This window comes from Rathayibacter sp. AY1B6 (assembly GCF_002932755.1).
GTDB lineage: Bacteria > Actinomycetota > Actinomycetes > Actinomycetales > Microbacteriaceae > Rathayibacter.
The window spans coordinates 28,333-54,023 of sequence record NZ_PSWL01000027.1 but is presented as its reverse complement, the minus strand read 5'-3'; the positions used below and the strand labels follow the sequence as shown (position 1 = coordinate 54,023).

Genomic DNA, 25,691 nt, shown 5'->3' with positions numbered 1-25,691 from the left:
TCCCTCGACGGGTCGGGGTTCCCTCGATGGCGGGACGCGTCAGCGCGTGTCAGCGCGCGTCGCGGCGGCGGCGCGTCACTCCGAGCGCGAGCGCTCCACCGGCGAGCAGGGCGAGGGCCGCCGCGGCGGTCCAGCCCGTCTCGACGCCGGTGCTCGCGAGTCCCGAGCCGGTCCGCGGAGGAACGGCGCCGGCCGGAGCGGGAGCCGGCGTGCGGGTCGGCTCGGCCGAGGGCTGAGCAGTCGGCTGAGCGGTCGGCTGAGCGGTGGGCTCAGCAGTGGGCTCAGCAGTGGGTGCGACCGTGGGCGCCACAGTGGGCTGCGCAGTCGGCGCCACCGTCGGCCCAGCAGTCGGCGCCACCGTCGGCGCAGGAGTCGGCACCGTCCCCGCCCCGAACAGGGACTCCGCGGAGCCGAGCGAGGCGAGCACCGTCTCGCCGTTCGCGTCGTCCACGCCGTCGTTGTCGGTCACCGCGAACACCTCGCCGGAGCCGGTGATCCCGAGGCCCTCGAGCTTCTCCTGGGTCCAGCCGTTCCCGGCCTGCAGTGCGGGCAGCACGTCGACCGCGAGGGTCTTCTCGAGCATCGGCAGCGTCTCGCCGACCGCCGCGCCGGCGCCCGTCGGCAGCGGCACCGTGTACACGGCCTTCAGCGCGGCGTCCGGCCCGTTGAGCTTGTCGCGCTCGATCACCGCGAGCGTGCCCGCGGGGGTCAGCGTGATCTCCGAGAGCCCGTTCCAGTCGCCGTCCGCACCGGACACGGCCTCCAGCGGGTAGCCGAAGAAGCTCCAGGTCCCGGCGGCGACGTCGTAGCGCCCGATCCGGACCACGCCCTCGGCGTCGATCGAGGCCTCGCGCTGCAGCGCCGTCCAGACGATCTCGCCGTCGGCGCCGTCCTCGACGGCCACTCCCTCGAAGCCCTGCTTGCCCAGTGCGGAGGCGAGCTCCGCGGGGAGGACGATCCGCTCGGTCACCGCGGCGTCCGCGTCGAGTCGCAGGAGCGCGTTGCCGTCGCCGGTCGCGCCCTCCGTCACGGCCCAGAAGCCCCCGTCGGCGCGCGCGGCGATCCCCTCCAGGTCCAGAGCGGCGGGCTCGCCGCCCTCGGTCACCGTGAGCGTCGTGTCGAGCAGCGCCGGCGAGACGGAGGTGTCGATGGAGTGGAGAGTGCTCGGCGCGTACGCGCTGTCGCTCACCGCGTACAGGCGCTCGGAGTCGGCCGGGTCGGTCGAGAGGCCCGAGAGCGCACCCCAGGGCAGCGGCGATCCGTCGACGTCGGCCGACAGCACGGTCGGGAACGCGGGGGTGGAGGCGCCGAGCGCGTAGAGCTGCACGCTCGCGCGGACGGCGGCCTCGGCGTCGTCGGTCTCGCTCGAGACGACCAGCAGATCGCGCTCGGGCAGGGCGAGCAGCCCCTCCGGGCCGGGAGTCGACGGCAGCGCCTGCACGAAGCGCGGGGCGGTCGGATCCGAGACGTCGTAGACGGCCACGAAGTTCGCCCGCTCGGCCCCGACGAACACGTAGGGCACGCCGTCGAAGGTCGCCGAGAGCAGACCCTCGGGCTCGGAGCCCTTGGCGTCGGAGCGCTTGTCCGGGTAGAGCCCGAGGCGCACCGCGAGGTGGTCGAAGGAGTTGCCGGCGTCCCACTGCACGGCCCCGGTCGCGGCGTCGAGGATCGACCAGCCGCGCGTGCCGCCCTTCCAGTCGCCCTCGTTCGCGATCGCGACGTGGTCGTCGCCGACCCAGCCGATCGCGTCGGGCTCGCGCGGGACGTCGGTGATCGAGCCGGTCAGCGAGATCGAGTCGTCGTCGAGCGTGTCGATGCCGCTGACGGAGGCGGTGCCCGCGGTGTAGGAGGCGGTGACGGAGCGCGTGGCCAGGTCGACGATCGCGACGGCGTTGTTCTCCTGCAGCGTCACGGCGACCGCGGTGTCGGCCGGGTCGATCGAGACGTACTCGGGCTCGGGGTCGGACGGGGTGTCGAGGCCGGCGAGACCGGTCAGGTCGACGTGCTCCGGCACCCAGGCCGAGGGGTCGCCCGCGAGGTCCATCACCACGAGCTCCCCGGCGGGCGCCTGCGGGAGGTCGCCCTCCTCGCCGCCCTCGGGGGCGAGGTCCTCGTCGCGCTGGTTCTCGATCGCGATCACCGCGGTCGAGCCGTCGGTGGTGACGTCGATGGAGTCGGGCTGGCCGCCGAGCTCGATGCTCGCGACGGGCGCGAGGTCGTCGGCGTGCAGGACGCTGACGTGGCCGGAGGGGTTCGCGAAGTCGCCGTCGCTCGTGTCCACCACCGCGAGCACGTACTCGCCGGTCGCGTAGACCGAGGTCGGCTCGCCGCCTACGCCGACGCCGCCGAGCGGCTCCGGGGAGTCGGGGTCCGAGATGTCGAGGACGTTGATGCGCTGCCCGGCGGAGTCCGTCGAGTAGACCAGGCGACCGTCGGGCGACGCGCTCGAGATCTCGGCGACCGCGGCATCGACGGCAGGGTCGGCCGCGTTCAGGTAGGCCGGCACCGTGGCGATGCGGGTGAAGAAGGAGTCGCCCGCGGCGGAGGCGGGCAGGGCCGCGGCTCCGACGGTGCAGCCGGCGAGGGTCACGGTGAGGGCGAGGGCGGCGGTACGGGTGCGGGTGCGGGTACGGCGAGAGGACACGGGTCTCCTGAGCGGCTTCGAAGGAACCCGCTCACGCTGGCCGCCTCCGGTGAACGCTCCGCCGACCGCAGGTGTCCGCCCGGCGAACGCGCGGTGGCGGAGCCGCGACGCCGCCGGGCGGCGTCGTCAGCGCGCGAGGCCCGCCGCGGCCGAGCCCCAGGAGGCGAGGGCCGCGCGGACGCGCTCGTCGCGAGCGAGCGTCAGCGCCTCCGCGTACCCCTCCTCCAGCACCTCCTCGAGCCGCACCCGTGAGCCCGTCTCGGAGGAGCGGACCGCCGCCTCCACCATCGCGAGGCTCCGCACGTTCGAGTGCACCTCGCCCGAGGGCACCGCCCCCGAGCCCAGCACCCGCACGAACTCCGCGAGCGAGCCCGCGATCTCCTCGGGCACCGGCTGGAGCGTGGCGGTCCGCACCGCCTCCGACTCGCGCGACTGCCACTCCGGGGCGCCGTCGCCGTCCCAGTGCGCGGTGCCGCCGGCTCCGTTCACGCGCCAGTCGCCGTTCCACGAGGTCTCGAGGCCGTCGGCGCACCAGCTGCCGGTGTAGCTGAAGCGCACTCCGCCGGCGAACTCGAACACGGCGCTCGCCGCTGCTCCGTCGGCGTACCAGCTCCAGCCCGGGTTGTACTCCTCGCAGTAGACCGCGACCGGGTCGCTGTCGAGCAGGTACCGCGCCGCGTCGAAGGCGTGGATCGCCATGTCGACCAGGAGCACGTGGTCCATCTCGTCGCGGAAGCCGCCGAAGCGGGGCGCCTTCGCGAAGTGCACGGAGGCGGTGCCCAGCTGCCCGAGTCCCGCGATCTGCTCGCGGAAGGCGGTGATCGCCGCGTAGTAGCGGCGCGACTGGCTGGTCATCAGGAGTCGGCCGGAGGCCTCGGCCGTCGCCGCGAGCACCAGCGCCTCGGCGATGGTCGGCGCGATCGGCTTCTCCGAGAGCACGGGCAGCCCGGCGAACAGCGCCTCCGAGCTGACGGGCAGGTGGGCCCGCGGCACGGTCACGTTGACCACGGCGTCGGCGCCGGAGCGCGCGGCGACCTCGGCGACGGAGGTGCCGACCGCGACCGGGCCGACCCCCTCCTCCTCCGCCGCCGCCGTGGCGAGGTCGACGTCGAGGTCGACCAGGCCGACGAGCTCGGCGTCCGGGGAGTCGCGGATGGTGCGGATCCAGGCGCGACCCATCGCGCCGGCGCCGACCTGGACGAGGCGGACCGTCATCGGACGAGCGCTCCCTCGTAGTCCTGGCCGTTGTGGAAGTCCTCGGTCTCGTAGCGCTGCAGCACCGGGAGGCGGCGCTCGGGGCGCGAGGAGCGCACCCACTCGACGCCGTTCGCGATCACGCGGCGCACCTCGGCCTGGTGGTAGACGGGATAGTCCTGGTCGCCGGGGGAGAAGAAGAAGATGCGCCCGTGGCCGCGCTTCCAGGTCATGCCGGAGCGGAAGACCTCACCGCCTGTGAAGGTCGAGAGGAACACGAGCTCGTCGGGCGCCGGCACGTCGAAGAACTCGCCGTACATCTCCTGCTGGGGGATCACGAAGGGGTGCGGGATCCCCTGGGCGATGGGGTGCGTGGGGTCGATGGTCCAGACCAGCTCGCGGTCCTCCTCCGAGCGCCAGCGCAGCGTGCAGGTGGTGCCCATGAGCTTGCCGAAGATCTTCGACCAGTGGCCGGAGTGCAGGACGACGAGGCCCATGCCCGAGAGGACGTGGCGCTGGACGCGCTCGACGATCTCGTCGGAGACGTCGCCGTGGGCCATGTGGCCCCACCAGACCAGCACGTCGGTGGCGTCGAGGACGTCCTCGGTGAGGCCGTGCTCGGGCTCGTCGAGCGTGGTGGTGGAGACGGTGGCGCGCTCGCCGAGGTTCTCGCGGATGCCGTCGGCGATCGTGCTGTGCATGCCGTCGGGGTAGATCGCGCGGACCTTCTCCTCGATCTGCTCATGGCGGTTCTCGCCCCAGACGAGGACGCGGACGGGGGAGGAGGGTGTGGTCACGGTGTTCCTTCTTCGACGGTGGAGACGGTGCGGCAGTGGGGCGGCCCGACACGGGGTTAACCGCTTTACCGGCCGCGTCTCCTAGGATGCGGGAGACGTCCGCCCCGCGTCAACCACGGCCGGGCGGCGCGAGCGGAGGAGGCGCGGTGGCCACGATGAGGGACGTCGCGCGCCTCGCGGGGGTCTCGATCGCGACCGTGTCGTTCGTGGTCAACGACACCAAGCCCGTCTCGCCCGAGACCCGCGAGCGGGTGCGGGCGGCGATGCGCGAGCTCGGCTTCCGGCCGCACGCCCTGGCCCGCGCCCTCGCGCGGCGCCGCTCCGGGATCGTCGCGGTCGTCTATCCGCTCGTGTCGAGCCGGCCGCTCAACACCGCCACCTCGTTCCTGCTCGGAGCGGCCGAGGCCGCGGCGGAGCAGGACCACTCGATCGTCCTCTGGCCGACGGTCGGCGGCTCCGACCGCCTCGCCGACCTGCGCGCCGACGGCCTGATCGACGGCGTCGTGCTGATGCAGGTCACCAGCGAGGACGAGCGCGTGCCGATTCTGCGCGACTCCGGCACCCCCTTCGCCCTGATCGGCCGCACCCGCGACCCGTCGGCCCTCGACTGGGTCGACATCGACTTCGAGGGGATGGTCGAGGAGGCGCTCGGCCGGCTCGCCGGTCTCGGGCACGCCCGGGTGGCGCTCGTGCTCGGCCCGGACCGCGACGCCGCGGCCGACTTCGGCCCCTACGCCCGCACGCAGGAGGCGTTCGCGCTCGCCTGCGCCGCCCGCGGCGTCGAGGGCGTGCTGCTGCGCTGCGAGGAGTCGCCCGCCGGCGGCCGCGCGCTCGCCCGCTCGTTCGACCCCGGCTCCGCGACCGCCGCGGTGATCGTCAACGGAGGCGCCGCCGTCGGGTTCGCGCACGAGGTGCGACACCGCGGCCTGCGGGTGCCCGAGGACGTCTCGATCGTGCTGCTCGCCTCCGACCCCGACGTCGCCGACCTGGCCGACCCCGCGCTCGACCTGCTCGTCGCGCCCGGCCGCGAGCTCGGCCGCCGCGGAGTGGAGGCGCTGCTCGCCCGCCTCGCCGACCCCGCCGCGCCGCTCCTCCAGGAGCGCATCGGCGGCCCGTGGCGCCCCGGCGGCTCGGTCGCCCCTCCGCGCTGACGGCCGACGCCGGGAGACGCACCGGCAGCGGGCGCTACGGCACGATCGAGTCGATGTAGCCGCCGTCGACGCGCACGGCGGCGCCCGTGGTGGCCGAGGCGAGCGGGGAGGCGAGGTACGCCACCATGTGGGCGATCTCCTCCGGCTCGATGAGGCGCTTCAGCAGCGACTGCGGCCGGTGCAGGCGCATGAACTCGCGCTGCGCCTCCTCCCACGGCAGCTCGCGGTCGACCAGCTCGTAGACGAAGTCCTCGACGCCGCCCGTGTGGGTCGGCCCGGCGAGCACGCTGTTCACCGTCACCCCGGTGCCGGCGGCCGCCTTGGCGAAGCCGCGCGAGACGCCCAGCAGCGCCGTCTTCGACACTCCGTAGTGGATCATCTCGGCGGGCGTGACGACGGCGGAGTCGCTGCCGATGTAGAGGACGCGGCCCCACGCGCGCTCCATCATCCCGGGGAGGTAGGCGCGGGTGAGGCGCACGCCGGTGAGCACGTTGACCTCGAAGTAGCGGCGCCACTCGTCGTCGTCGATGGAGAGCGCATCGGCGGACCCGAAGATCCCGAGGTTGTTGACGAGCACGTCCACCTCGGCGGCCGCGCGCAGGAGGGAGGCCGTGCCCTTCTCCGTCGACACGTCGGCCGCGACTCCGCGCACCCGCGCCTCCGGCACCGCCGCGCTGACGGCCTCGATCGCCCGGCGGATCGACCGCTCGGAGCGGGCGTTCACGATCACCTCGGCGCCCGCCTCCGCGAGCGTCGTCGCGATGGCCAGCCCGATGCCCTGCCCCGACCCCGTGACGAGGGCCGTGCGCCCGGTGAGATCCAACCCGATCATGCTGCTCCGCTCCGCGCCGCCGCCCGCCGGCCGCGCTCGGGGTCGAGCATGCCACCGAGCCCTGACATCCGGCCCACTCCCGGCTGAGGACGCCCGCGGGACGCCGCGGCGTCGCTCGGAACGGCGGAGACCGTTGCCAACCGGACACTCGTGCGTTACGGTCTAACCAATCGGCAATACGTATTACCCATGGGTAACGGGCCGATGATCCAGACTGTCGACGAGGACGAGGCGGACGCGTGACCCCGATGCAAGCAGATGTCGCCGTGATCGGCGGCGGTCTCGGAGGAGTGGCAGCGGCGATCGCCCTCGCTCGCAACGGCCTCTCGGTCGTCCTGACCGAGCAGTACCCGTGGCTGGGCGGCCAGCTCACCTCGCAGGGCGTCCCGCCGGACGAGCACACCTGGGTCGAGCAGTTCGGAGTCACCGCCGACTACCGGCGCCTCCGCGACGGCATCCGCGGCTACTACCGCCGCAACTACCCCCTCACCGCCGAGGCGATGCGCGACGAGCGCCTGAATCCCGGCCGTGGACTCGTGAGCCGGCTCTGCGCCGAGCCCCGCGTCGCCGTCGCCGTGCTCGACGAGATGCTCGCCCCCTATCGCTCGAGCGGAGCGATCCGCGTCGTCACCGGCGTCGTCCCCTTCGCCGTCGACGGCGGCCCGGGCAGGATCGAGCGCGTCCTGCTGCGCGACGCGGTCTCGGGCGAGGAGCTCGCCGTCTCCGGGCGGTACGTGGTCGACGCGACCGAGACGGGGGAGCTGCTCCCGCTCGCGGAGGTCGACTACGTCACGGGCTCCGAGTCGCGCGACGAGCACGGCGAGCCCAGCGCTCCCGCCGTCGCCGACCCGATGAACGTGCAGGCCGTCACCTGGTGCTTCGGCTTCGACAGCGCGGACGGCGACCACACCGTCGAGCGCCCGGCCGACTACGACTACTGGCACGAGTACGAGGTGCCCTTCTGGGGCGGGAAGCTGCTGTCCTTCACCGCGCCCAACCCGAGGACGCTGCGCCCCGAGACCCGCACGATGCACGTGAACGCCGTGGGCGACACCCGCACCGCGGACCAGCGCGCGCAGGGCGGGGACACCGACCTCTGGATGTTCCGCCGCATCCTCGCGACCGAGACCCTCCGGCCGGGCGCGCTCGACAGCGACATCGTGCTCGCGAACTGGCCGATGCTCGACTACCTCGACAGCTCGATCCTCGACGTGCCGGAGCCGGAGAAGCACCTCGCCGGCGCCCGCGCGCTCTCGCTGTCGTACTTCTACTGGCTCCAGACCGAGGCGCCCCGTCCCGACGGCGGCCGCGGCTGGCCCGGTCTCCGGCTCCGCGGCGACGTGATGGGCACCGCCGACGGCCTCGCGCAGGCCCCCTACATCCGCGAGTCCCGCCGGATCCGCGCGCTCACCACGGTGCGCGAGCAGGACGTCTCCGTCGCCGCCCGCGGGACGGGGAGCCCCGCGCGCTTCGACGACTCCGTGGGCGTGGGAATGTACCGGATCGACCTGCACCCGACCACCGGGGGCGACAACTACCTCGACGTGGAGTGCTCGCCGTTCGAGATCCCGCTCGGCGCCCTCGTCCCGCGCACCCCGACGAACCTGCTGCCCGGGGGCAAGAACATCGGGACGACGCACATCACCAACGGCGCGTACCGCCTCCACCCCGTGGAGTGGAACATCGGCGAGGCCGTCGGCGAGCTGGCGGCCCTCGCCCTCGCCGAGGACCTGTCGCCCCACGAGATCGCCGCCGACCCCGCCCTCGTCGCCCGCCTGCAGGCGAGGCTCGAGTCGCGCGGCGTAGAGACCCACTGGCCCGACGTCGTCGGGTACTGACCGGGAACACCGAGAAGACCATTGGAGAAAGAGAGACGATGAGACCAGCGAAGAAGCTGATGGCCTCGCTCGCCGCAGTCGGAGTGATCGCCGCCCTCTCGGGCTGCGGCGCCGCCGGCGGCGGGGACGACTCAGCACCCGTCGCTCTGAGGATGTCCGTCTGGACCTCCGACGAGAAGCAGCTCGCCCTGTTCGACTCGATGGCCGACGAGTACATCGCCGACCACCCCGAGATCGAGTCCGTGACCTTCGAGTCCCTCCCGTTCGCGGACTACAACTCGACCCTGACCACGCAGGCCGCGGGCGGCAACGCCCCCGACCTCGCCTGGGTGGGCGACATCGCGAAGGACCTGATCGACGCCGGAGCGCTCGCTCCGCTGACCGAGACCTTCGAGGGGACCGAGGGCTACGAGTACGACGACATCCTGCCCAGCGTGGCGCAGTCGTTCAGCCAGGACGGCGAGCTCTACGCGTACCCGTTCTCGAACTCGCCGTTCGCGCTGTACGTGAACCAGGACCTCATCGCGCAGGCCGGGCAGACCGTCGACCCCGCGACCCTCAGCTGGGAGGACGTCGACCGCATCGGCGCGGCCGTCAACGAGTCGACCGGCAAGGCCGGCTACATCATCCGCGACTTCGACTTCTCGGGCTGGCTGAGCCTCGCGAACCTCTGGGCGGGCTGGGGAGCCCAGCCGTGGAGCGACGACGGGACCCAGTGCACGATGGACTCGCCCGAGATGGTGGAGGCGTTCCAGTTCTTCCACGACTCGGTCTACGTCAGCGGCGCGACCCCCGGGCCCGGCGTGACGGCGGACTTCTTCGCCGGCGACGCCGCGTTCACGACCGCGCAGGTCTCGCGCGCGAGCCTGCTCGACGGCTCGTTCCCGTTCGAGATCTACCCGCTGCCCGTCGGCCCCGCCGGCGAGTACGGCAACATCGGCCAGGCAGGCATGGCCGCGCTCGCGGGCGGCGACCACGTGGAGGAGGCGACCGGCTTCCTCTCGTTCATGACCAATCCGGAGAACTCCGCCAAGCTCGCGCAGTTCTTCCCGCCGCCCCGCGAATCGCTGCTGTCCGGCGAGGAGCTGGCCAAGGTCAACACGAAGCTCAGCGCCGAGCAGCTCGACCGCGTCGTGGTCGACGAGCTGGCCGACGTGTCCGCCACCCCTCCGGTGACGAGCCCCGCCGAGATCACCTCGGTCGGCAAGACGGCGCTGGACCGCATGTGGTCGGCCGACGCCGATGTCGCCGAGGTGCTCGGAGGCGTCTGCGACGCCATCGCGCCCGTCCTCCAGGGGAAGTGATCCCGTGACCGCGACCTCGACGGACAGCCGCCGATCCGCTCCCACCGGCGCCTACTGGAACCTCCGGCGCCGCGACGCGCTCGCCGGCTGGCTCTTCATCGCGCCCCAGCTGCTCGGTGTGATCGTGTTCGTGCTGCTGCCCGTCGGGCTCGCGGTCTGGTTCAGCCTCAACGAGTGGAACGTCTTCACCGGCTCCATGACCTTCGTGGGCGGCGAGAACTACGAGCGGGCGATCAACGACCCGAGCATCGGCGCGGTCCTCGGCACGACCGCGGTCTTCTCCGGGGGAGTGGTGATCCTGAACCTCGCCCTCGGGCTGGGCCTGGCCGTGCTGCTCAACCGGAGGATCCCGGGCGGCGCCCTGTTCCGCACGCTCTTCTTCTCGCCCGTCGTCATCTCGGTGGTCGCCTGGACCCTCGTCTGGGGCTTCCTCCTCCAGGACAACGGCGCGATCAACGGCCTGCTCTCGCTGGTCGGCCTCGACGGGCCGAACTGGCTCCAGGAGGGGCCCACCGCGATGGCGAGCGTCATCGTCACGCAGGTCATCCGCAGCGTCGGCGTCAACATGGTGCTCTTCCTCGCCGCGCTGCAGGGAGTGCCGGGCGACCTCTACGAGGCGGCCCGCCTCGACGGCGCGAGCCCCCGCGCGATCTTCTTCCGGATCACGCTCCCGCTCATCTCGCCCACGCTGCTCCTCACCGCCATCCTCACGATCGTCGGCTCGCTGCAGGCGTTCGCGCAGGTCGCCGTCCTGACCGAGGGCGGGCCCGAGCTGTCGACGACAGTGCTCGTCTACTACGTGTTCCAACAGGCCTTCGAGTTCAGCGACATCGGCTACGGCGCGACGCTCTCGCTGATGCTGCTCCTCTTCGTCCTGATCCTCACGGTCGTGCAGTGGCAGCTGCGCAAGAAATGGGTCTTCTATGAGAACTGACGCCGTCGTCGAGCAGGGGACCCCGCTCACGCCACGCCTCGAAGCCGTCCCGGAGCCGCCCGTCAAGCGCCGCCGCGGCCGCAGCCCGCTCATGACCGCCCTGCTCGTCGTGACCCTGATCCTGCTCGTGCTGCCGTTCGCGGTGCCGACGTTCTGGATGATCGCCTCGTCGTTCAAGCCGGTGAACGAGATCTTCTCCAACCCGCCGACCCTGCTGCCGGACTCGCCGAGCCTGGCGGGCTACGCCGAGGCGTTCAGGTTCCAGCCGTTCGCGCTCCAGTACTGGAACAGCCTCTACATCGCGGTCACGGTCACCGTGGTGACGCTGCTGGTGTCGAGCCTGGCCGGCTACGCCTTCGCGCGGATCCCGTTCCCGGGACGCAATGCGGTGTTCCTCGTCGTCCTCACCGGCCTGCTGGTGCCGACGGAGGTGACGATCATCCCGCTGTTCCAGATCTTCCGGCAGCTCGGCTTCATCGACACCCACGTGCCGCTGCTGCTGGTGCCGATGGTCGGAGCGCCGGCGGTGCTGGGCACGTTCATCATGCGGCAGTACTTCATCGCGATGCCCGGCGAGCTGGAGGAGGCCGCGCGCCTGGACGGCCTCGGCCGCTTCGGGATCTGGCGGCGCATCTTCCTGCCGCTGTCCAAGCCCGCGCTGTCGGCCGTCGCCATCCTGACCTTCCTCGGGTCCTGGAACATGTACCTCGAGCCGACGGTCTACCTGACCTCGCCCGAGCTCTTCACCCTGCCCCAGGCGCTCACCCGCTTCACCGACGCCTACGGCGGGGAGATGTGGGACGTCCAGCTCGCCGCGGCGACGATGACGGTCGTGCCCGTGCTGGCCGTGTTCCTCCTCGCTCAGCGGCAGTTCGTGGAAGGGCTCGCGCACTCCGGTCTGAAAGGCTGACCCGGTGTTCACGGATCGCCCCCTCGCCGCTCTCCGCGAGTTCCAGGCGGAGGTCGCGGAGCCCGAGGACTTCGACGCCTTCTGGCGGGGCACCCTCGCGCTCGGGCGGGAGGGCGGAAGCGCCGTCAGCGCCGCTCCGGTGGACGCGGGCCTCCCGCTGGTCCGCGTCCGGGACGTGCGGTTCCCCGGCTTCGCGGGCGAGCCGATCGCCGCCTGGCTCGTGACCCCCGCGGTCGACCCGGGCGCTCCGCTCCCCGTGGTGATCGAGTATCCCGGCTACGGGAGTGGACGGGGCCGGCCGATCGAGCACCTCTGGGTCGCCGCCGCCGGGTTCGCGCACCTGGTCGTCGACGCGCGCGGCCAGGGAGCCGGCCGCCTCGCCCGCTCCGGAGCCACTCCCGACCCCCACGGCAGCGGACCCGCCTACCCCGGGGTCACCACCCGCGGCATCGAGTCGCCCGAGACGTACTACTACCGGCGCCTGATCGCGGACGCGGCGCTCGCCGTCGACGCCGTGGAGGCGCTCCCCGGGCTGGACCCGGATCGCGTGGCGGTCTTCGGCGGCAGCCAGGGCGGAGCGCTCGCGACCGCGGCGGCGGCGCTGCGACCCCGGGTCCGCGCGGCGATCGCCCTGGTGCCGTTCCTCTCCGACGTCCTGCGTGCCACGACCATCACGAACGAGGCGCCGTACGTGGAGATCGCGCGTTATCTGGCGACCCGCCCCGAGGACCTCGCCGCCGTCGAGCGGACCCTCTCCTACGTCGACGGCGTCCACTTCTCGCAGCGGCTGCGCTGCCGGGTGCACCGCTCGGTCGGCCTGATGGACCCGATCTGCCCGCCCTCGACGGTCTTCGCCGCCCACAACGTCTCGGGCGGCGAGACGTCGATCGACGTCTGGCCGTACAGCGGTCACGAGGGCGGCGGGACCGGCGACCGGGAGCGGGCACTGGAGGTGCTGCGCGAGGCACTGGGGTGACCGGTCGGGCGTGACCCCGCGTCTCAGGGCGCCGGCGCCTCCTCCATCCCCAGCCGCATCGCCAGCTCCATCGCGCGCAGGCGGGCCGGCGAGACGTCGTAGGGCAGGCTCCGGATGATCTCGCCGGCGCTCCTGGCGCGCGAGCCCTGCGCGGGATCGGGGGCCGGCGCGGGGTCCTCGGGCGGGTGCGCCTCGTCCCACGCGTCGAAGACCGCCTCGTCCTCCTCGAGCTGACCGGACTCCTCGACGACGCGCATCAGCCGGGTCTCGAAGGCGTGCCGCTCCCGCGCCACCAGCTCCACGCGGGGGTCGTCCACGGCGACCGTGTCGTCGAGTGCCTCCTCGGCGGCGTCGACGCGGTCGGCCTCCGCCCGCAGCGCCGGATCGGCGGCCAGGACGACGAAGCGGCCGGCCTGGGAGACGGCGCCCAGCGGGCCGAACATCCGCTCGGTGACCAGCAGGGTGTCGAGGTCGGCCTGGCGGAGCGAGCCCTCGGGCGCGCCCTCGAGGCGGCGCGAGACGATGTCGTCGAGCAGCCCCAGCCGGCCGCCGAGGGTCAGCATGCGCCGCACTGAGGCCCGCTTCCGCTGCAGATCCTCCTCCTGCGCGGCGAGCGCGTCGTCCAGCCGCGCGAGGACACCCGCGACCTCGTCCTCGCGGTCGGCGCTGCTCTCGGCGCCGGCCGGGGCTGCGACGGCGAAGGCGTCCCGGATGTCCTCGAGTGCGACCCCGGCGTCGGCCAGGCGGCGGATCCAGAGCAGCCGGATGATGTCGTCGTAGCCGTACCGTCGACGGCCGTCGCCGCCCCGCTCGCGCTCGGGGAGCAGGCCGAGCCGGTGGTAGTGGCGGATCGCCCGCGGAGTGACGGCGGCGAACGCGGCCGCGTCGCCGATCTGCACCTGGCGGGGCGGGGCGGGGAACGGCTGCATGAGGGACCTCTCCGATCGGGACGGTGTGCATCGAGCAGACCACATGACGCAGGGGCAGGAGCAAGCCGCCCGGCCTGCTCCCGCCCCTGCGTCTCCCGCGCTCAGCGCGCCAGGCGCACCGTCGCGATCTCGAACGGGCGCAGCTCGAGCCGCACGCCGGCCGACTCCGCCTCGACGGAGCTCTCGATGCGGACCTGCTCGGTCGGGCGCTCCATCAGGTCGGTGCGGGTGACCGCCCGGACGGCGAAGGCGGCGCGGAGAGTCGCCGTGGCGCGGCGGCCGAGCGACTCGTAGAGCCGCACGATCACATCACCGCTCCCGTCGTCCGCCGCCTTCACGGCCTCGACGATCACCGAGGGGTCGTCGATCGACACCAGGGGAGCGACGGGCGAGGCGCCGGTGAGCCTGCGGACCGGGGTGTTCAGCGCGTATCCGGCCTCGACGGCGTCGGGCAGCTCTGCGCCGACCACGAGCGAGACGGCGAGGCGGTGGCGGCCCTGGTCGGCGTCCGGGTCGGGGAACAGCGGCGCGCGCAGGAGCGAGAGCCGGACCGTGGTCGTCGGGGTGCCGGCCGCGGCGCGGTCGCGGGTGATGTCGTGCCCGTAGGTGGAGTCGTTGACGACCGCGACGCCGAAGCCCGGCTCGCCGACGTGCACCCAGCGGTGCGCGACGGTCTCGAAGCGGGCGGCGTCCCACGTCGTGTTCACGTGGGTCGGGCGGTGCACGTGGCCGAACTGGATCTCGGACGTCGCCCGATCCGAGAGCAGGTCGAGCGGGAAGGCGAGCTTGAGCAGCTTCCGGCGCTCGTGCCAGTCGATGTCGAGGTCGAGGTCGACGGCGGCCCGGCCGATCTGCAGCGAGACCGTCTGCACGACCGTGGAGCCGCCGAACGAGCGGGTGATCACGACCGCCGGGACCTCGCGGCCGAGCGGGTCGGCCACGGTGTCGGCGCGGACCGAGTCGACGCCGACGAGGTCCTCCACCGTGCGGCGGTAGTTGTCGTCGAGGTCCCAGGCGTCCCACTTGTTCGGGGTGTCGCGGTGGAGCTGGAGGAGCCCCGCGGCGGCGCCGGCGGGCACGACCTCCCGGCCGCTCGCCAGGTCCACGACCGACTCGAGGAGCCCGGAGGCGCCGATCCGCACGCGGACGAGCCCGTTGTCGAGGACGTGGGCGTCGCCGTCGGAGCGGAGCGTCGGAGCCGAGTGCTCCTCGGCCGGGTCGGCCGCGGCCGCACCGAGCGCGGGCGCGCCCCCGACGGCGAAGGGGGAGGAGTTCACCAGCAGCTCCGCGGAGCCCTCGCCGGCGACAGCCCGGACGGCCTCGGCGATCATCTCCTCGATCCGCTGCGCGATGCGGGCGTAGTTCTCCTCCGCCTCGCGGTGCACCCAGGCGATGGAGGTGCCGGGCAGGATGTCGTGGAACTGCTGCAGGAGGACCGTCCGCCACATCTCGCGCAACTCGTCGGCCGGGTACGGCACACCGGCGCGGACGAGGGCCGTGGTCGCCCACAGCTCGATCTCGCGGAGCAGGTGCTCGCTGCGCCGGTTGCCCTGCTTGGTGCGCGCCTGCGACGTGTAGGTGCCGCGGTGGAACTCGAGGTAGAGCTCGCCCGACCAGGTGGGCGCGTCCGGGTACTCGGCCTGCGCCTCCTCGAAGAAGCGGCGGGGCGTGGAGAGCTCGACGGTCGGCGAGCCCTCGAGGCTGCGCGTGCGGCGGGCGGCCGCGATCATCTCGCGGTTGGGGCCTCCTCCGCCGTCGCCGTAGCCGAAGGGCACGAGCGACATGGTGCCGCTGCCCTTCTCGGCGTACTGGCGCTCGGCGCGGGCGAGGTCCTCGCCGGAGAGGTCGGAGTTGTAGAGGTCGACGGGCGGGAAGTGCGTGAACACGCGGGTGCCGTCGATGCCCTCCCACCAGAAGGTGTGGTGGGGCATCGTGTTGGTCTCGTTCCAGGAGATCTTCTGCGTGAGGAACCAGCGCCCGCCCGCCCCGGCGATGATCTGCGGCAGCGCGGCGGAGTAGCCGAAGGAGTCCGGGAGCCAGACCTCCTCCGTGTCGATCCCGAACTCGTCGAGGAAGAAGCGCTTGCCCTCGAGCAGCTGGCGCACGAGCGCCTCGCCGCCGGGCATGTTCGTGTCCGACTCGACCCACATCCCGCCGACCGGTACGAAGCGGCCCGCGAGCACGTGGCCGCGGACGCGCTCGAACAGCTCCGGGTGGTCGCGCTTCAGCCACGCGTACTGCTGCGCGGAGGAGGCGGCGAAGACGAAGCCCTCCTCGCGCTCGATCAGGTCGCAGACGTTCGAGAACGTGCGGGCCACCTTGCGGGCGGTCTCACGGGCGGGCCAGAGCCAGGCGGAGTCGATGTGGGCGTGGCCGACGGCGTGCAGGTGGTGCGCGCTGGCCGAGGCGGGGCGCTCGAGGACCGTCCGCAGCGCCTCCCGGCCGGCGGCGGCGGTGCCGGAGACGTCGTCCGGATCGAGGACGTCGACGGCGCGGTCGAGGGCGCGCACGATCTCGGCGCGGCGCTGGGAGGACTCGGACAGCTGCCCGATCAGCCCGACGAGCACGGCCATGTCCTGCTCCAGCTCCCAGACCTCCCGGTCGAGCAGACCGAGCTCGAGGCGGCGGAGGCGGTAGAGCGGGTCGGACGGCAGGGCGCCGTCGGCGGGGCGGCCGCCGAGCGCCGTGGGGGTGAAGGACCAGTCTCCGGTGATGTTCGGGTTGGCGGCGGCCTCGATGTAGAGCTCGACCGTGCGGTCGCCCGCCTCGCGGCCGGGCAGCCGGTCGAGCGGGACCGACTGGTTGAACGGCTCGACCGCCTTCACGACCGTGCCGGTCGCGGTGAAGACGAGCCCCTCCGCCTCGAAGCCGGACTGGGCACCGGTGTAGCCGAGGTCGACGACGAGCTCGGGCTCGCAGCCCTCGACGCCGACCCACGAGGCGGGGATCTCGCCGCGCACGTGGAACCAGACGGTGCCCCACGGGGCGCCCCACGGCTCCCCGATGCGGGCGGGCGCGTAGGACGCGCCCCGCGCCTGGTCGAAGGGGACCGGCTCGCCCGGAGCGGTCCACGACTCGATCCCGAGCGGCTCGACCGCCCGGTGGACCGCCGGCCGGAGGCTCTCGGCGCGGAAGCGGGCGATGCGGGCTTCGATGCGGGTGCTGTCGTCATGCATGCGTTCTGGTGCTCGTTCCGTGTGCGGTGGGGGGAGGCGGCGGCGCGGAGGGCGCCGCCGCCTCGGGGTCAGGAGGCGATGACGACGCGGTGCCCGTCGGGGAAGACGGCCACCTTCCGCCAGGTGTCGCCGGAGCGCTCCCAGCCCTCGTTGACCTGTCCGGCCGGAGGGGTCGGGATGGTCTCGGGGGCGCGGGCGACCGTGGTGTAGCCGGCCGCGCGCTCCACCCGGCCGCGGCCGAGCTCGAACGAGGTCAGGCGCCCGTCGTCGACGATCAGCGAGCCCTCGTCCACTCCCGCGGCGCCGCGCTCGATGAACGGGTTCACGAGGCGCGTCTGCGAGGAGTCGCTGCCCAGCACGATGGCCTTCTGCTGCGGGAAGCGGCCGAGGCTGAGCCCGTAGAAGCCGCCGAGGACGGTGAGATTGCGCACCTCGAAGTCCGCTCCGCCGTTCGTCAGGCCGACGCCGAGGCAGTTCGCGCCCGAGGTCGGGAAGAAGTTCGGGTTCACGATCATGTGGCTCGTGCCCGCCTCGATCAGCACCTCCCAGCCGTCGCGGGAGCCCTCCGAGCGGAAGTTGATCAGGGTCAGGCCGGAGTTGACCGAGCGCCGGTTCTCGTTGCGGATCGACCGGAGGCCGACCGTGCCGCCGATGGCCTGGCAGTCGAGCAGCGTCATGTTCGTCGGCGCGAGGAGGAAGCCGCCGAGGCCGGGGCTGATCGCCTCGACGTTGGTCATCGAGCCGCCGATGGAGGCCTTGCCCGAGTCCTCCACGCCCCAGCGCGCGGGGGCGACGATCTTGATCTTGTTCCAGGAGTTGGCGTAGGAGTACTCGTCGTCGACGCCCGAGACGAAGGTGGCGCGCTCGCGGAAGACGCCCGACTTGCCGGTCTTCTGGATCCACAGGTTGCGGAACTCGCAGTTGACCAGCGAGCGCAGCGACATGCCGTGGCCGCCGGAGGGCGTGCCCGTCATCTCGAAGTCGGCGAGGACGACGCCGGTGGCCTTGTTGTTGTTGGCGGGACCGGCCGCGTCGCCGGTCTGGCCGGAGACGGTGAAGATGTCGCGGGTCGAGCCCTCGATCTGGACGATCCTCGTCTGGCGCATGCCGGCACCGACGATCTTCGGCCCGGCGTAGCCGTAGGGCGGCCCGTTCTCGGGCTGCACCGGGTAGCCGCGGTAGTCGACCGCGAGGCCGGTCACCCGGATCTCGCCGGCGGGCAGCGACACCTCGCCGCCCGGAGCGGTCATGGCCTTGTCGATGGCCGACTGCACAGCACGGGTGTTGTCGGCGCCGGCGCGGTCGTCCCAGCGGAACTCCTTGTCGAGCGGCGAGATCGGCCCCTCGGTGACGCTCAGGCGCTTCTTCTGCCCGGGGGCGTCGGCCGGAGGAGCTGCGGCGGCCGGAGTGGCGGCGCCGACGGCCCCTGCCGCGCCGGCGAGGGCGGCGGCGCCCCCGGCGAGGAAGAGGCGGCGGGAGTTGTCGGGCCTGCGCGGCTGATCGTGCTCGGGCTGGTGACCGGGCTTGTGCTGCCGATCGGGCCTCGGGGAGGCCGTGGTCTGGTTGTCTGGGTCTGCGGGATTCATCATCGTCGACGTTCCGCCCTCTCTCGCCCCGGATGGGCGTACGGCGATCCTTCGTCATCGGTAGCCTGAGGTCAAGACGTAATACCTATTACCAGGATGAAGCGGGGGTGTCCGGGTGCCGCGGATCACGCAGAAGGACATCGCGCGTCTCGCGGGAGTCAGCCAGACGACGGTGTCGTTCGTGCTCAACGACAAGGGCGAGCAGCTCGCCCGGGTCCCGGAGGCGACGCGGGCGCGGATCCTCAAGGCGATCCAGGAGACGGGGTACGTCGCCGACCCCATCGCGCGCCGCCTCAAGCAGGTCGGCACCGGCATGATCGGCGTCTACACCTACGAGAGCCTGTTCCCGCTCGACCGCGAGGACTTCTTCCACCCGTTCCTCGCCGGCATCGAGGAGGAGGCGCAGAACCGCGACATCGACCTCCTCCTGCTGACCAGCGGCCGCGTCGGCGGCCGCCGCGGCGGCCTCAGCGGCGGCACCACCCGGCTGCGCCTGGCCGACTCCTGCATCCTCCTCGGGCAGCACATGCCCCGCGAGGAGCTCGAGTTCCTCAACGCCAGCGGCTTCTCCTTCGTCAGCATCGGCCGCCGCGACGACGCCGGCGGACCCGTGCCCTACGTGGCCGCCGACTACGCGTCGATCGTCCGCGAGCTGATCTCCTGCGCGCGCGCCCTCGGCCACACCCGCTTCGCCTACGCCGGTCACGGCGAGGGCGTCGAGTCGTACACCGACCGCATGGCCGGCGCGCGGGCCGAGCTCGGCGACGGCTTCCTCCACCTCGTCCCGGGGCCGGAGGCGTCGCCGCGGGAGTGGATCCGCCGGATCGCCGCCGAGGGCGTCACGGTCGTGCTCGCCGAGCAGGAGGAGCAGTTCGTCCTCCTGCAGGCGGCCGCCGAGGCCGAGGGGGTGGCGGTGCCGGTCGACCTGTCGCTGGTGTCGCTCTCGGGATCGGCCGACCGCACCGGCTGGCAGGCCGGCTTCGAGCTGCCCCGGCGCGACATGGGGCGCCGCGCGGTGCAGATCCTCATCGAGGGCGACCCCGCGCGGCGGGAGCAGCAGCTCCTCCGCTGCACGCTCGTCGACGGCGCCTCCCTGGCCGCGGCGCCGGCCTGACCGGCCGGGCTCAGCCCTGACCGCTCGGGATCAGCCGCGACCGGCCGGGCTCAGCCCGAGTGGTGGCGCCCGATCGGCAGCACCAGCGGAGTCCGCGAGACCGGGTCCTCGATCACGCGCGACTCCATCCCGAACACCGCGCGCACCGTCTCCGGCGTCACCACCTCGGCGGGCGTGCCCGAGGCGTACAGGGCGCCGTCGCGCACGGCGACGAGGTGGTCGGCGTAGCGCGCGGCCAGATTGAGGTCGTGCAGCACGATCACGATCGTCGTCCCGCGCGAGCGGTTGAGGTCGGTGAGCAGGTCGAGCACCTCGACCTGGTGCGACACGTCGAGGTAGGTCGTCGGCTCGTCCAGGAGGAGCACGTCGGTCCGCTGGGCGAGGGCCATCGCGATCCACACCCGCTGGCGCTGCCCGCCCGAGAGCTCGTCCACGGGGCGGTCGGCGAGCTCGAGCGTGCCGGTGTCGCGCAGCGCCTCCTCGACGATCGCGTCGTCGTCCGATCCGGAGCCGCGGCCGAACAGGCCCCGGTGCGGGTAGCGGCCGCGGGCGACCAGGTCCGAGACGGCGATCCCCTCCGGAGCGATCGGGGTCTGCGGCAGCAGCCCCACCTGCTGCGCGACCTCGCGCGTCGGGAGCCGGTGGATCGCGCGCCCGTCGAGCAGGACGCTCCCGGAGCGCGGGGTGATCAGCCGCGCCATGGCGCGCAGGAGCGTCGACTTGCCGCAGGCGTTCGCGCCGACGATCACCGTGATCTCTCCGGGCGGCACGGCGAGCGAGAGCCCGTCGACCACGACGCGCTCGTCGTAGGCGAGAGTGACCGCGTCGGCGACGAGGGTGGGCGGGGCGTCGGTCACAGGGAGCCTCCGGAGCGGTTGCGGCGGGCGAGGAGCCAGAGCAGGAAAGGGGCGCCGAGGGCGCCGGTGACGACGCCGACCGGGAAGCGCGCGCCCGAGAACAGCGCGCCGACGACGTACTGGGCGAGCAGGTCGGCGGCGAGCACGACGACCGCGCCGACCAGGGCGGAGGGGATCAGCAGCGTGCGTGCGCTCGGCAGGATCCGCCGCGCGATCGGCCCCGAGACGAAGGCGACGAACGCGATCGGGCCGGTGGCGGCGGTCGCGACGGCCACGAGGCCGACTCCGACCGCGAGCAGGGCCAGCCGGCTGCGCCGCACGTCGAGCCCGAGCGCGGTCGCCGTCTCGTCGCCGAGCTGGAGCACTCCGAGCCGGCCCGACAGCAGCAGCGCCAGCGGCACCAGCACGAGCATCGTCAGGGCGAGCGGCGGGACGGAGGGCCAGGCGGCCGAGTTGAGGCTGCCGGTCAGCCAGCGCAGCGACTCCTGGACGTCCTCGAAGTCGGCGCGGGTCTGCACGTAGGCGATCACGCTCTGGAACATCGCCGCGACGCCGATGCCGATGAGGATCAGTCGCGCCCCGATCACTCCGCCGCCTTCGGCCAGACCGGCGATGATCAGGGCCGTCGCGAGCCCGGCCGCGACCGCGATCACCGAGACCGCGCCTCCCGAGAGGCCGAAGAACGCGATCGCGACGACGGCCGCCGCGCTCGCCCCCGAGGTGATGCCGATGATGTCGGGGCTGGCGAGGGCGTTGCGCAGCATCGTCTGGAAGATCACGCCGCCCATCCCGAAGCCCACGCCCACCAGGACGGCGGTGATCGTGCGCGGCAGCCGCAGCGTGCCCACGGTGAAGGAGGCGCCCGGGACGGTCTCGCCGAGGATCACGCGGACGACCTCCGGCACCGAGTAGACCGTGCTGCCGACCGTGAGCGAGACGATGACGAGCGCCAGCGCGAGCACCGCGAGGACCGCGCAGCCGAGGACCGTGCGGCGACGGCGGAGCGCGCGGCCGGCCGCGATGCCGGCCGCGACGGGCGCCTCCGCGGTCCTCACAGCGCCCGCACCTTCGAGCGGCGCACGATCGCGATGAGCACCGGGGCGCCGATCAGCGCGGTCACGATGCCCACCTCGACGTCGCTCGGCCGGGCGACCACGCGGCCGACCACGTCGGCGACGAGCAGCAGCAGGGCGCCGAGCAGAGCGGAGGAGGGCAGCAGCCAGGCGTGCGCGGGGCCGGTGACTCGGCGGGCGAGGTGCGGGACGACCAGTCCGATGAAGCCGATCGGTCCGGCGATCGCGGTCGCGGCGCCGCAGAGCAGCACGGCCGCGAGCCCCGCGACCAGGCGGATGCGCCCCACGCGCCGGCCGAGGCCGGTCGCCAGGTCGTCGCCGAGCGCCAGCGCGTCGAGCCCCCGCGCGCTGGAGAGGGCCAGCACCGCGCCGACCGCGAGGAACGGGAGGACCTGCAGGATGCTCGCGGTCTCGGCGCCGCCGACTCCGCCGACCTGCCAGAAGCGGAAGCGGTTCAGCGTGGTCTCCTGCGTGAGCAGGACGGCGCTGAGGAGGGAGGTGAGCGCCGCGGCCGTCGCGGCTCCGGCGAGGGCGAGCTTGAGCGGAGTGGCGCCCTCGCGGCCGAGCGAGGCGACGGCGTAGACGAACGCCCCGGCGGCCGCGGCGCCGAGGAACGCGAGCCAGATGAACTGCGGCAGGCTCGTCGCGCCGACCCCGGCGATCCCGAGCACGACCGCGAGCGAGGCGCCGGAGTTGAGGCCGAGGATGCCCGGATCGGCGAGCGGGTTGCGGGTCAGGCCCTGCATCACGGCTCCGGCGAGCCCGAGCGCGGCGCCGACCAGGATCGCGAGGACCGTCCGCGGCACCCGCCCCTGCACGGCCGCGTCGACGATGGAGGCCGGGTCGGGCGCGGTCAGCGCCGGCCAGACCTCGCCGAGCGGGATCTCGCGTGAGCCGTACACGAGCGAGAGGACCGACGCGACGGCGAGCGCGACGAGGGCGACCGCCAGAACGGTCGCCCTCGTCCGGGTGGATGAGGTGCGGGTCACGACACCTTGTCGGCGGCCTCGGCGAGGCCGGCGGTGTACTCGTCGAGCACCCACGGGATGCTGAGCAGGTTCGGCGACGAGGTGGCCATGGCGGCGGAGGAGCCGTCCTCGAGCACGTAGACGGAGCCGCGCTCGACGGCCGGGATCTTCGAGAGCAGCGGGTCGGCCTGCAACGCGGCGAGAGTCGTGTCGTCGCCGTAGACGACGAGCACGTCGGCGTCGAGCTGGTCGGCGTTCTCGGAGCTGATGGTGCCGCTGAACGCCTCCGAGTCGCCGGAGAGCTCGGTGATGCTGGGGGCGACGTCGAGCCCGAGGTCCTCGACGAACTTCACGCGCGCGTCGTTCGGCGTGTAGTAGGTGAAGGTGCTCGCGTCGGTCGGGTCGTACCAGCCGTACATGAAGGTGGTGCCCGCGAGCTGCGGGTACGACGCGGTGGTCTGCGTGATCTCGCTCTCGACCTCGCCGACCTTCGCGACGGCCTCGTCCTCGAGGCCCAGCGCGGCGCCGTCGAGCTTCGCGGAGTCCTGCCAGGTGGTGCCCCAGGGCAGTCCCGGGTAGGCGACGGTGGGGGCGATCTGGCTGAGGGTGTCGTAGTCCTGCTGCGTGATGCCGGAGTACGCGGAGAGGATCACGGTCGGGCTGAGGTCCGAGATCGCCTCGAAGGGCACGCCGTCGGTCTCGTCGAACAGGGTCGGCGTCGCGGCACCGGAGGCGTCGAGCGCCTCCTTCGTCCACGCCAGCAGGCCGTCGCCGTCCTCGTCGCCGTAGGAGGCGCGGGTGAAGCCGACCGGGGTCACGCCCAGCGCGAGCGCCACGTCCTGATTGGTCCAGCTCGTCGCGACGACGCGGTCGGCCGACTCGACGGTGGTGCTGCCGAAGGCGTGGTCGACGGTGACGGGGAAGCCCTCGCCGCTCGAGGCGGCGCTGCTCTCGGACGTGCCCTCGGAGCCGGCGTCGGCTCCTCCCGAGCAGGCGGTGAGCAGCAGCGCGGCGAGGCCGAGCGAGGCGACGGCGGTCAGGCGGAGGGGGGTGCGAGTGGCGGGCACGGCGATCCTTCGAAGGGGGTGGTGGGGTTGCGAAGGTTAACCTAACCTAACCGCCTGGACGGGGCCAGTGGCCGAGCGGATCAGCGCCCGGACGCGATCCGCCGCCGCCTCGATCCGTCGCCCGCGCCCCGTGCGCGCCCCCGGGACGGGCCGCCGCTGACGAATCGATCGCGGGTGCGGCCCAGCGGGAACCTCGTTAGCGTGGAGGTCCGCGCCGATCGCCGGCGCCGAGGGGAGCCCCATGGACCAGACCGAGGAGATCGACGCCCGGGCGGAGGCCCTGCGCGCCGACCCCGAGAGCTTCGCCGCGATGGACGCGCTCTGGCGCAGCGTCTACGCCCTGCCGATGTGGTGCTTCATCGCGCGGGGGCCGGACGACGCGCCCACCCCCTTCGTCGGCGGCCTGGAGTCGGGGCCGATGGTCTTCGCCTTCACCACGGGGGAGCGCGCCCGCGCCGGGGCGCTGCACGCCGGCCTCTCCGACGAGGACGCGTCGCGGGTGCTGAAGGTGCCGATGCCCGCCGCGCTCGAGTGGATCGCGGCGATGGGATCCTCCGGAGTCGCAGGAGTGGTCTTCGACCTGCCCCGCTTCGGGTACTCCGCGCCCCTTCAGAACCTGCTGCCGATGCGCGACTTCATGGCGGCGAACCCGCCGGCCTGAGCCCGGCCCCGCAGATACCGGCAGTTCCTCGAATACCAGCAGATCCGCCGGTTGTCGCCGCCCCGAACTGGTCACTGGACGACACCCGAGGATGGTGGGCCGGAGGCGCGCCCGTCTTCCGAGGACGAGGCCGGGAGACGCCGATGGGGAAGCTGCACTACGACGGATCGGTCGTGATCGACGTCGAGGACCGGGTGCTCGCCCACCAGCAGATCGTCCTCACCGCGAAGCTGCGCCGGGGGGAGTCGTGCCTGGTCAGCTGGCGCGACGAGAGCGGGATGAGCGACGGCCGCAGCGCGATCTGGCTGCACCCCTCGCACACACTCCGCTACACCTACGCCGGCGGCCGCATGCCCCGCATCAACCCCGCCTGGATCGCAGCGCTCACCGACCTCGCGAACTCCGCCGACGGCCTCCGATTCGTCCCCGAGCCGCCGGAGCCCGTGCGGCCCCCGGACGGGACCGCCCGCCGGTGACCCGCGTCGGGCTCGATACCCTGCCTCGAGTTCATCACCCGGCGTCCGTGTCGAGCGCCGCCGCGGTGCCGAGCGCGATCAGCGACTGATCCGTCGCGACCGCGACCCTCGGGAAGCCGAGCGCCCGCAGCAGTCGGGCGCGCTCGCGGTCGCCGGCGTAGGCCCCGGCGCCCTTCCCCGCGCGCCGGGCCGCCGCGGCGATCCTCGGCAGCGGGTCGTCGGGTCCGTCGGCGGCGAGCAGGTCGGACAGGTCCCGTCCGAGGCCGATCGCGAGGTCGAACGGGCCGACGAGGACTCCGCTCACGCCCGGCACCGCGAGGATCCGCTCGACGGCGTCGAGGCCGGCCTGCGTCTCGATCATGACCCAGAGAGCGGTGCGCGCCTCGGCGGCCGACGGCGGCGCGGCGCCCCAGAGATCGGTCATCGGCCCCCAGCTGCGGCGCCCGAGCGGCGGGTAGTGCGCAGCGCGGACGGCCGCGAGCGCTTCGTCGACCGTCTCGATCATCGGGACGACGACGATGTCCGCGCCGGCGTCGAGCGCCCGGCCGATCAGGGCGTCGGAGAGCCCGGCGACCCGGACGCCGACGGGCGGCCTCCCGCTCACGGCGTCGAGCGCGCGCAGGGCGGCGAGGACCGCGGCGTCGTCGAACGCGCCGTGCTGCGCGTCCAGGCACAGCCAGGCGGGTCCGCTGCGCGCGATCTGCGCGACCGTCAGCGGCTCACCGAGCCGGCACCACACACCGTCGGCCCGACCGTCACCGAGAACCCGTTCCGCATCCACGGGTCCGATCCTGGCGCACGGAGCGCCGCCTAGGCGAGGATCGCCAGCGCCGTCGACAGGATCCCGAGGACGACGCCCGCCCCGAGCAGGACCAGGCCGGTCAGGCGCAGCGCCCGCACCGCGTCGCTCCACCGGTGCAGGCGGATGCGCTCCGGATCCTCCTCGCGGTAGTACACCTCGCGCTGGTCCGACCGCGCCGGCGTCAGCGGGTCCCCGGCGGAGAGCGGACGCGAGCGGACCTCGCCCGCCCGGGTCACCCAGTGCAGTGCGAGGGGCGGACCCTCCTCGAGGTAGGCGGTCGTCGTCAGCCAGCGTCCGTCGATCAGCGCCGCGACGAACGCGGCGAGCAGGAACAGCACTCCGAGAGGAAGGGTGATCAGCGAGAGCGCCTCGGAGATCGTCTCCAGCATGCAGCGTCCCTCC

The 25,691-nt window shown here is 73.3% G+C and carries 22 protein-coding genes; 9 read left to right on the top strand and 13 right to left on the bottom strand.

Going from position 1 to position 25,691, the window contains the following annotated elements:
* Positions 1-49: 49 nt before the first annotated feature.
* From C5D08_RS13895 to C5D08_RS13885, 3 genes are all read right to left on the bottom strand, one after another.
* Entirely contained in the window at positions 50-2,644 is a 2,595-nt protein-coding gene (locus C5D08_RS13895) for an esterase-like activity of phytase family protein (protein WP_146086148.1), read from the bottom strand.
* Positions 2,645-2,770: 126 nt separating this feature from the next.
* A complete protein-coding gene (locus C5D08_RS13890) occupies positions 2,771-3,859 on the bottom strand; it encodes a Gfo/Idh/MocA family protein (RefSeq protein WP_104277536.1) in 1,089 nt (362 codons plus the stop codon).
* On the bottom strand, positions 3,856-4,635 hold the full coding sequence (locus C5D08_RS13885) for a ThuA domain-containing protein (RefSeq protein WP_104277535.1): 780 nt from the start codon (positions 4,633-4,635) through the stop codon (positions 3,856-3,858). The genes C5D08_RS13890 and C5D08_RS13885 overlap by 4 nt, the downstream gene beginning before the upstream one ends.
* 155 nt (positions 4,636-4,790) lie before the next feature.
* Between C5D08_RS13885 and C5D08_RS13880 the strand changes: the two genes are divergently transcribed.
* Complete coding sequence (locus tag C5D08_RS13880; protein ID WP_258065274.1) at positions 4,791-5,786, top strand: LacI family DNA-binding transcriptional regulator; 996 nt, start codon at positions 4,791-4,793, stop codon at positions 5,784-5,786.
* Between the two features lie 34 nt (positions 5,787-5,820).
* Here C5D08_RS13880 and C5D08_RS13875 read toward each other — a convergent pair whose 3' ends face one another.
* Positions 5,821-6,615, bottom strand: coding sequence for an SDR family NAD(P)-dependent oxidoreductase (locus C5D08_RS13875; protein WP_104277540.1), 795 nt, complete (start codon positions 6,613-6,615; stop codon positions 5,821-5,823).
* 251 nt (positions 6,616-6,866) lie between these two features.
* On the opposite strand from C5D08_RS13875, the gene C5D08_RS13870 reads away from it, so the two are divergent.
* Genes C5D08_RS13870 through C5D08_RS13850 form a run of 5 tightly spaced genes read left to right on the top strand, consistent with a single transcriptional unit; the run spans position 6,867 to position 12,580 of the window.
* Positions 6,867-8,456: an FAD-dependent oxidoreductase gene (locus C5D08_RS13870; protein WP_104277539.1), complete on the top strand. Its 1,590-nt coding sequence runs from the start codon at positions 6,867-6,869 to the stop codon at positions 8,454-8,456.
* A gap of 38 nt (positions 8,457-8,494) precedes the next feature.
* Complete coding sequence (locus tag C5D08_RS13865) at positions 8,495-9,760, top strand: sugar ABC transporter substrate-binding protein (RefSeq protein ID WP_104277533.1); 1,266 nt, start codon at positions 8,495-8,497, stop codon at positions 9,758-9,760.
* A 4-nt stretch (positions 9,761-9,764) separates the two neighbouring features.
* Positions 9,765-10,694 carry a carbohydrate ABC transporter permease gene (locus tag C5D08_RS13860; protein WP_104282119.1) on the top strand — a complete coding sequence of 310 codons (930 nt, stop codon included), beginning with the start codon at positions 9,765-9,767 and terminating at the stop codon, positions 10,692-10,694.
* Positions 10,684-11,604, top strand: coding sequence for a carbohydrate ABC transporter permease (locus C5D08_RS13855; RefSeq protein ID WP_244229554.1), 921 nt, complete (start codon positions 10,684-10,686; stop codon positions 11,602-11,604). The genes C5D08_RS13860 and C5D08_RS13855 overlap by 11 nt, the downstream gene beginning before the upstream one ends.
* Before the next feature lie 4 nt (positions 11,605-11,608).
* Complete coding sequence (locus C5D08_RS13850) at positions 11,609-12,580, top strand: acetylxylan esterase (protein ID WP_104277531.1); 972 nt, start codon at positions 11,609-11,611, stop codon at positions 12,578-12,580.
* Between the two features lie 23 nt (positions 12,581-12,603).
* Here the strand turns inward: C5D08_RS13850 and C5D08_RS13845 are convergent, their stop codons facing one another.
* The 3 genes from C5D08_RS13845 to C5D08_RS13835 all read right to left on the bottom strand — a co-directional run bounded on the left by C5D08_RS13845 (position 12,604) and on the right by C5D08_RS13835 (position 18,274).
* Complete coding sequence (locus C5D08_RS13845) at positions 12,604-13,509, bottom strand: MerR family transcriptional regulator (protein ID WP_104277530.1); 906 nt, start codon at positions 13,507-13,509, stop codon at positions 12,604-12,606.
* A gap of 101 nt (positions 13,510-13,610) precedes the next feature.
* Positions 13,611-16,685, bottom strand: coding sequence for a glycoside hydrolase family 38 C-terminal domain-containing protein (locus C5D08_RS13840; RefSeq protein WP_104277529.1), 3,075 nt, complete (start codon positions 16,683-16,685; stop codon positions 13,611-13,613).
* A gap of 68 nt (positions 16,686-16,753) precedes the next feature.
* On the bottom strand, positions 16,754-18,274 hold the full coding sequence (locus C5D08_RS13835) for a hypothetical protein (protein WP_104277528.1): 1,521 nt from the start codon (positions 18,272-18,274) through the stop codon (positions 16,754-16,756).
* Positions 18,275-18,386: 112 nt separating this feature from the next.
* Between C5D08_RS13835 and C5D08_RS13830 the strand changes: the two genes are divergently transcribed.
* Positions 18,387-19,385 (top strand): LacI family DNA-binding transcriptional regulator, encoded by a 999-nt coding sequence (locus tag C5D08_RS13830; RefSeq protein WP_104277527.1) that lies wholly within the window; start codon positions 18,387-18,389, stop codon positions 19,383-19,385.
* A 50-nt stretch (positions 19,386-19,435) separates the two neighbouring features.
* On the opposite strand, the gene C5D08_RS13825 is transcribed toward C5D08_RS13830, so the two are convergent.
* From C5D08_RS13825 to C5D08_RS13810, 4 genes are read right to left on the bottom strand one after another with little or no spacing between them, the layout of a single operon-like run.
* A complete protein-coding gene (locus C5D08_RS13825) occupies positions 19,436-20,242 on the bottom strand; it encodes an ABC transporter ATP-binding protein (protein WP_104277526.1) in 807 nt (268 codons plus the stop codon).
* The gene (locus tag C5D08_RS13820; protein WP_104277525.1) at positions 20,239-21,297 is read right to left on the bottom strand and encodes an iron chelate uptake ABC transporter family permease subunit; all 1,059 of its coding nucleotides are present in this window, start codon (positions 21,295-21,297) and stop codon (positions 20,239-20,241) included. The genes C5D08_RS13825 and C5D08_RS13820 overlap by 4 nt, the downstream gene beginning before the upstream one ends.
* Positions 21,294-22,304, bottom strand: a complete 1,011-nt coding sequence (locus C5D08_RS13815) for an iron ABC transporter permease (RefSeq protein ID WP_104277524.1) — start codon at positions 22,302-22,304, stop codon at positions 21,294-21,296. Before C5D08_RS13815 ends, C5D08_RS13820 begins: the two co-directional genes overlap by 4 nt.
* A complete protein-coding gene (locus C5D08_RS13810; protein WP_181110276.1) occupies positions 22,301-23,350 on the bottom strand; it encodes an iron-siderophore ABC transporter substrate-binding protein in 1,050 nt (349 codons plus the stop codon). Before C5D08_RS13810 ends, C5D08_RS13815 begins: the two co-directional genes overlap by 4 nt.
* 241 nt (positions 23,351-23,591) lie before the next feature.
* Here C5D08_RS13810 and C5D08_RS13805 point away from each other — a divergent pair, with 241 nt between their 5' ends.
* A complete protein-coding gene (locus C5D08_RS13805; RefSeq protein WP_104277523.1) occupies positions 23,592-24,011 on the top strand; it encodes a hypothetical protein in 420 nt (139 codons plus the stop codon).
* Between the two features lie 143 nt (positions 24,012-24,154).
* Positions 24,155-24,487, top strand: a complete 333-nt coding sequence (locus C5D08_RS13800) for an ATP-dependent DNA ligase (protein WP_104277522.1) — start codon at positions 24,155-24,157, stop codon at positions 24,485-24,487.
* A 34-nt stretch (positions 24,488-24,521) separates the two neighbouring features.
* On the opposite strand, the gene C5D08_RS17085 is transcribed toward C5D08_RS13800, so the two are convergent.
* Both C5D08_RS17085 and C5D08_RS17080 read right to left on the bottom strand, forming a co-directional pair.
* On the bottom strand, positions 24,522-25,268 hold the full coding sequence (locus C5D08_RS17085) for an HpcH/HpaI aldolase/citrate lyase family protein (RefSeq protein WP_181110273.1): 747 nt from the start codon (positions 25,266-25,268) through the stop codon (positions 24,522-24,524).
* 29 nt (positions 25,269-25,297) lie between these two features.
* A complete protein-coding gene (locus C5D08_RS17080; RefSeq protein ID WP_181110271.1) occupies positions 25,298-25,678 on the bottom strand; it encodes a hypothetical protein in 381 nt (126 codons plus the stop codon).
* Positions 25,679-25,691 lie beyond the last annotated feature (13 nt).

Coding starts and splice junctions, on each gene's coding strand:
- C5D08_RS13840 (WP_104277529.1), bottom strand. CDS start 16,685: ATGCATGACGACAGCACCCGCATCGAAGCCCGCATCGCCCGCTTCCGC.
- C5D08_RS13835 (WP_104277528.1), bottom strand. CDS start 18,274: ATGATGAATCCCGCAGACCCAGACAACCAGACCACGGCCTCCCCGAGG.
- C5D08_RS13865 (WP_104277533.1), top strand. CDS start 8,495: ATGAGACCAGCGAAGAAGCTGATGGCCTCGCTCGCCGCAGTCGGAGTG.
- C5D08_RS13805 (WP_104277523.1), top strand. CDS start 23,592: ATGGACCAGACCGAGGAGATCGACGCCCGGGCGGAGGCCCTGCGCGCC.
- C5D08_RS13890 (WP_104277536.1), bottom strand. CDS start 3,859: ATGACGGTCCGCCTCGTCCAGGTCGGCGCCGGCGCGATGGGTCGCGCC.
- C5D08_RS17080 (WP_181110271.1), bottom strand. CDS start 25,678: ATGCTGGAGACGATCTCCGAGGCGCTCTCGCTGATCACCCTTCCTCTC.
- C5D08_RS13800 (WP_104277522.1), top strand. CDS start 24,155: ATGGGGAAGCTGCACTACGACGGATCGGTCGTGATCGACGTCGAGGAC.
- C5D08_RS13845 (WP_104277530.1), bottom strand. CDS start 13,509: ATGCAGCCGTTCCCCGCCCCGCCCCGCCAGGTGCAGATCGGCGACGCG.
- C5D08_RS13855 (WP_244229554.1), top strand. CDS start 10,684: ATGAGAACTGACGCCGTCGTCGAGCAGGGGACCCCGCTCACGCCACGC.
- C5D08_RS13870 (WP_104277539.1), top strand. CDS start 6,867: ATGCAAGCAGATGTCGCCGTGATCGGCGGCGGTCTCGGAGGAGTGGCA.
- C5D08_RS13880 (WP_258065274.1), top strand. CDS start 4,791: ATGAGGGACGTCGCGCGCCTCGCGGGGGTCTCGATCGCGACCGTGTCG.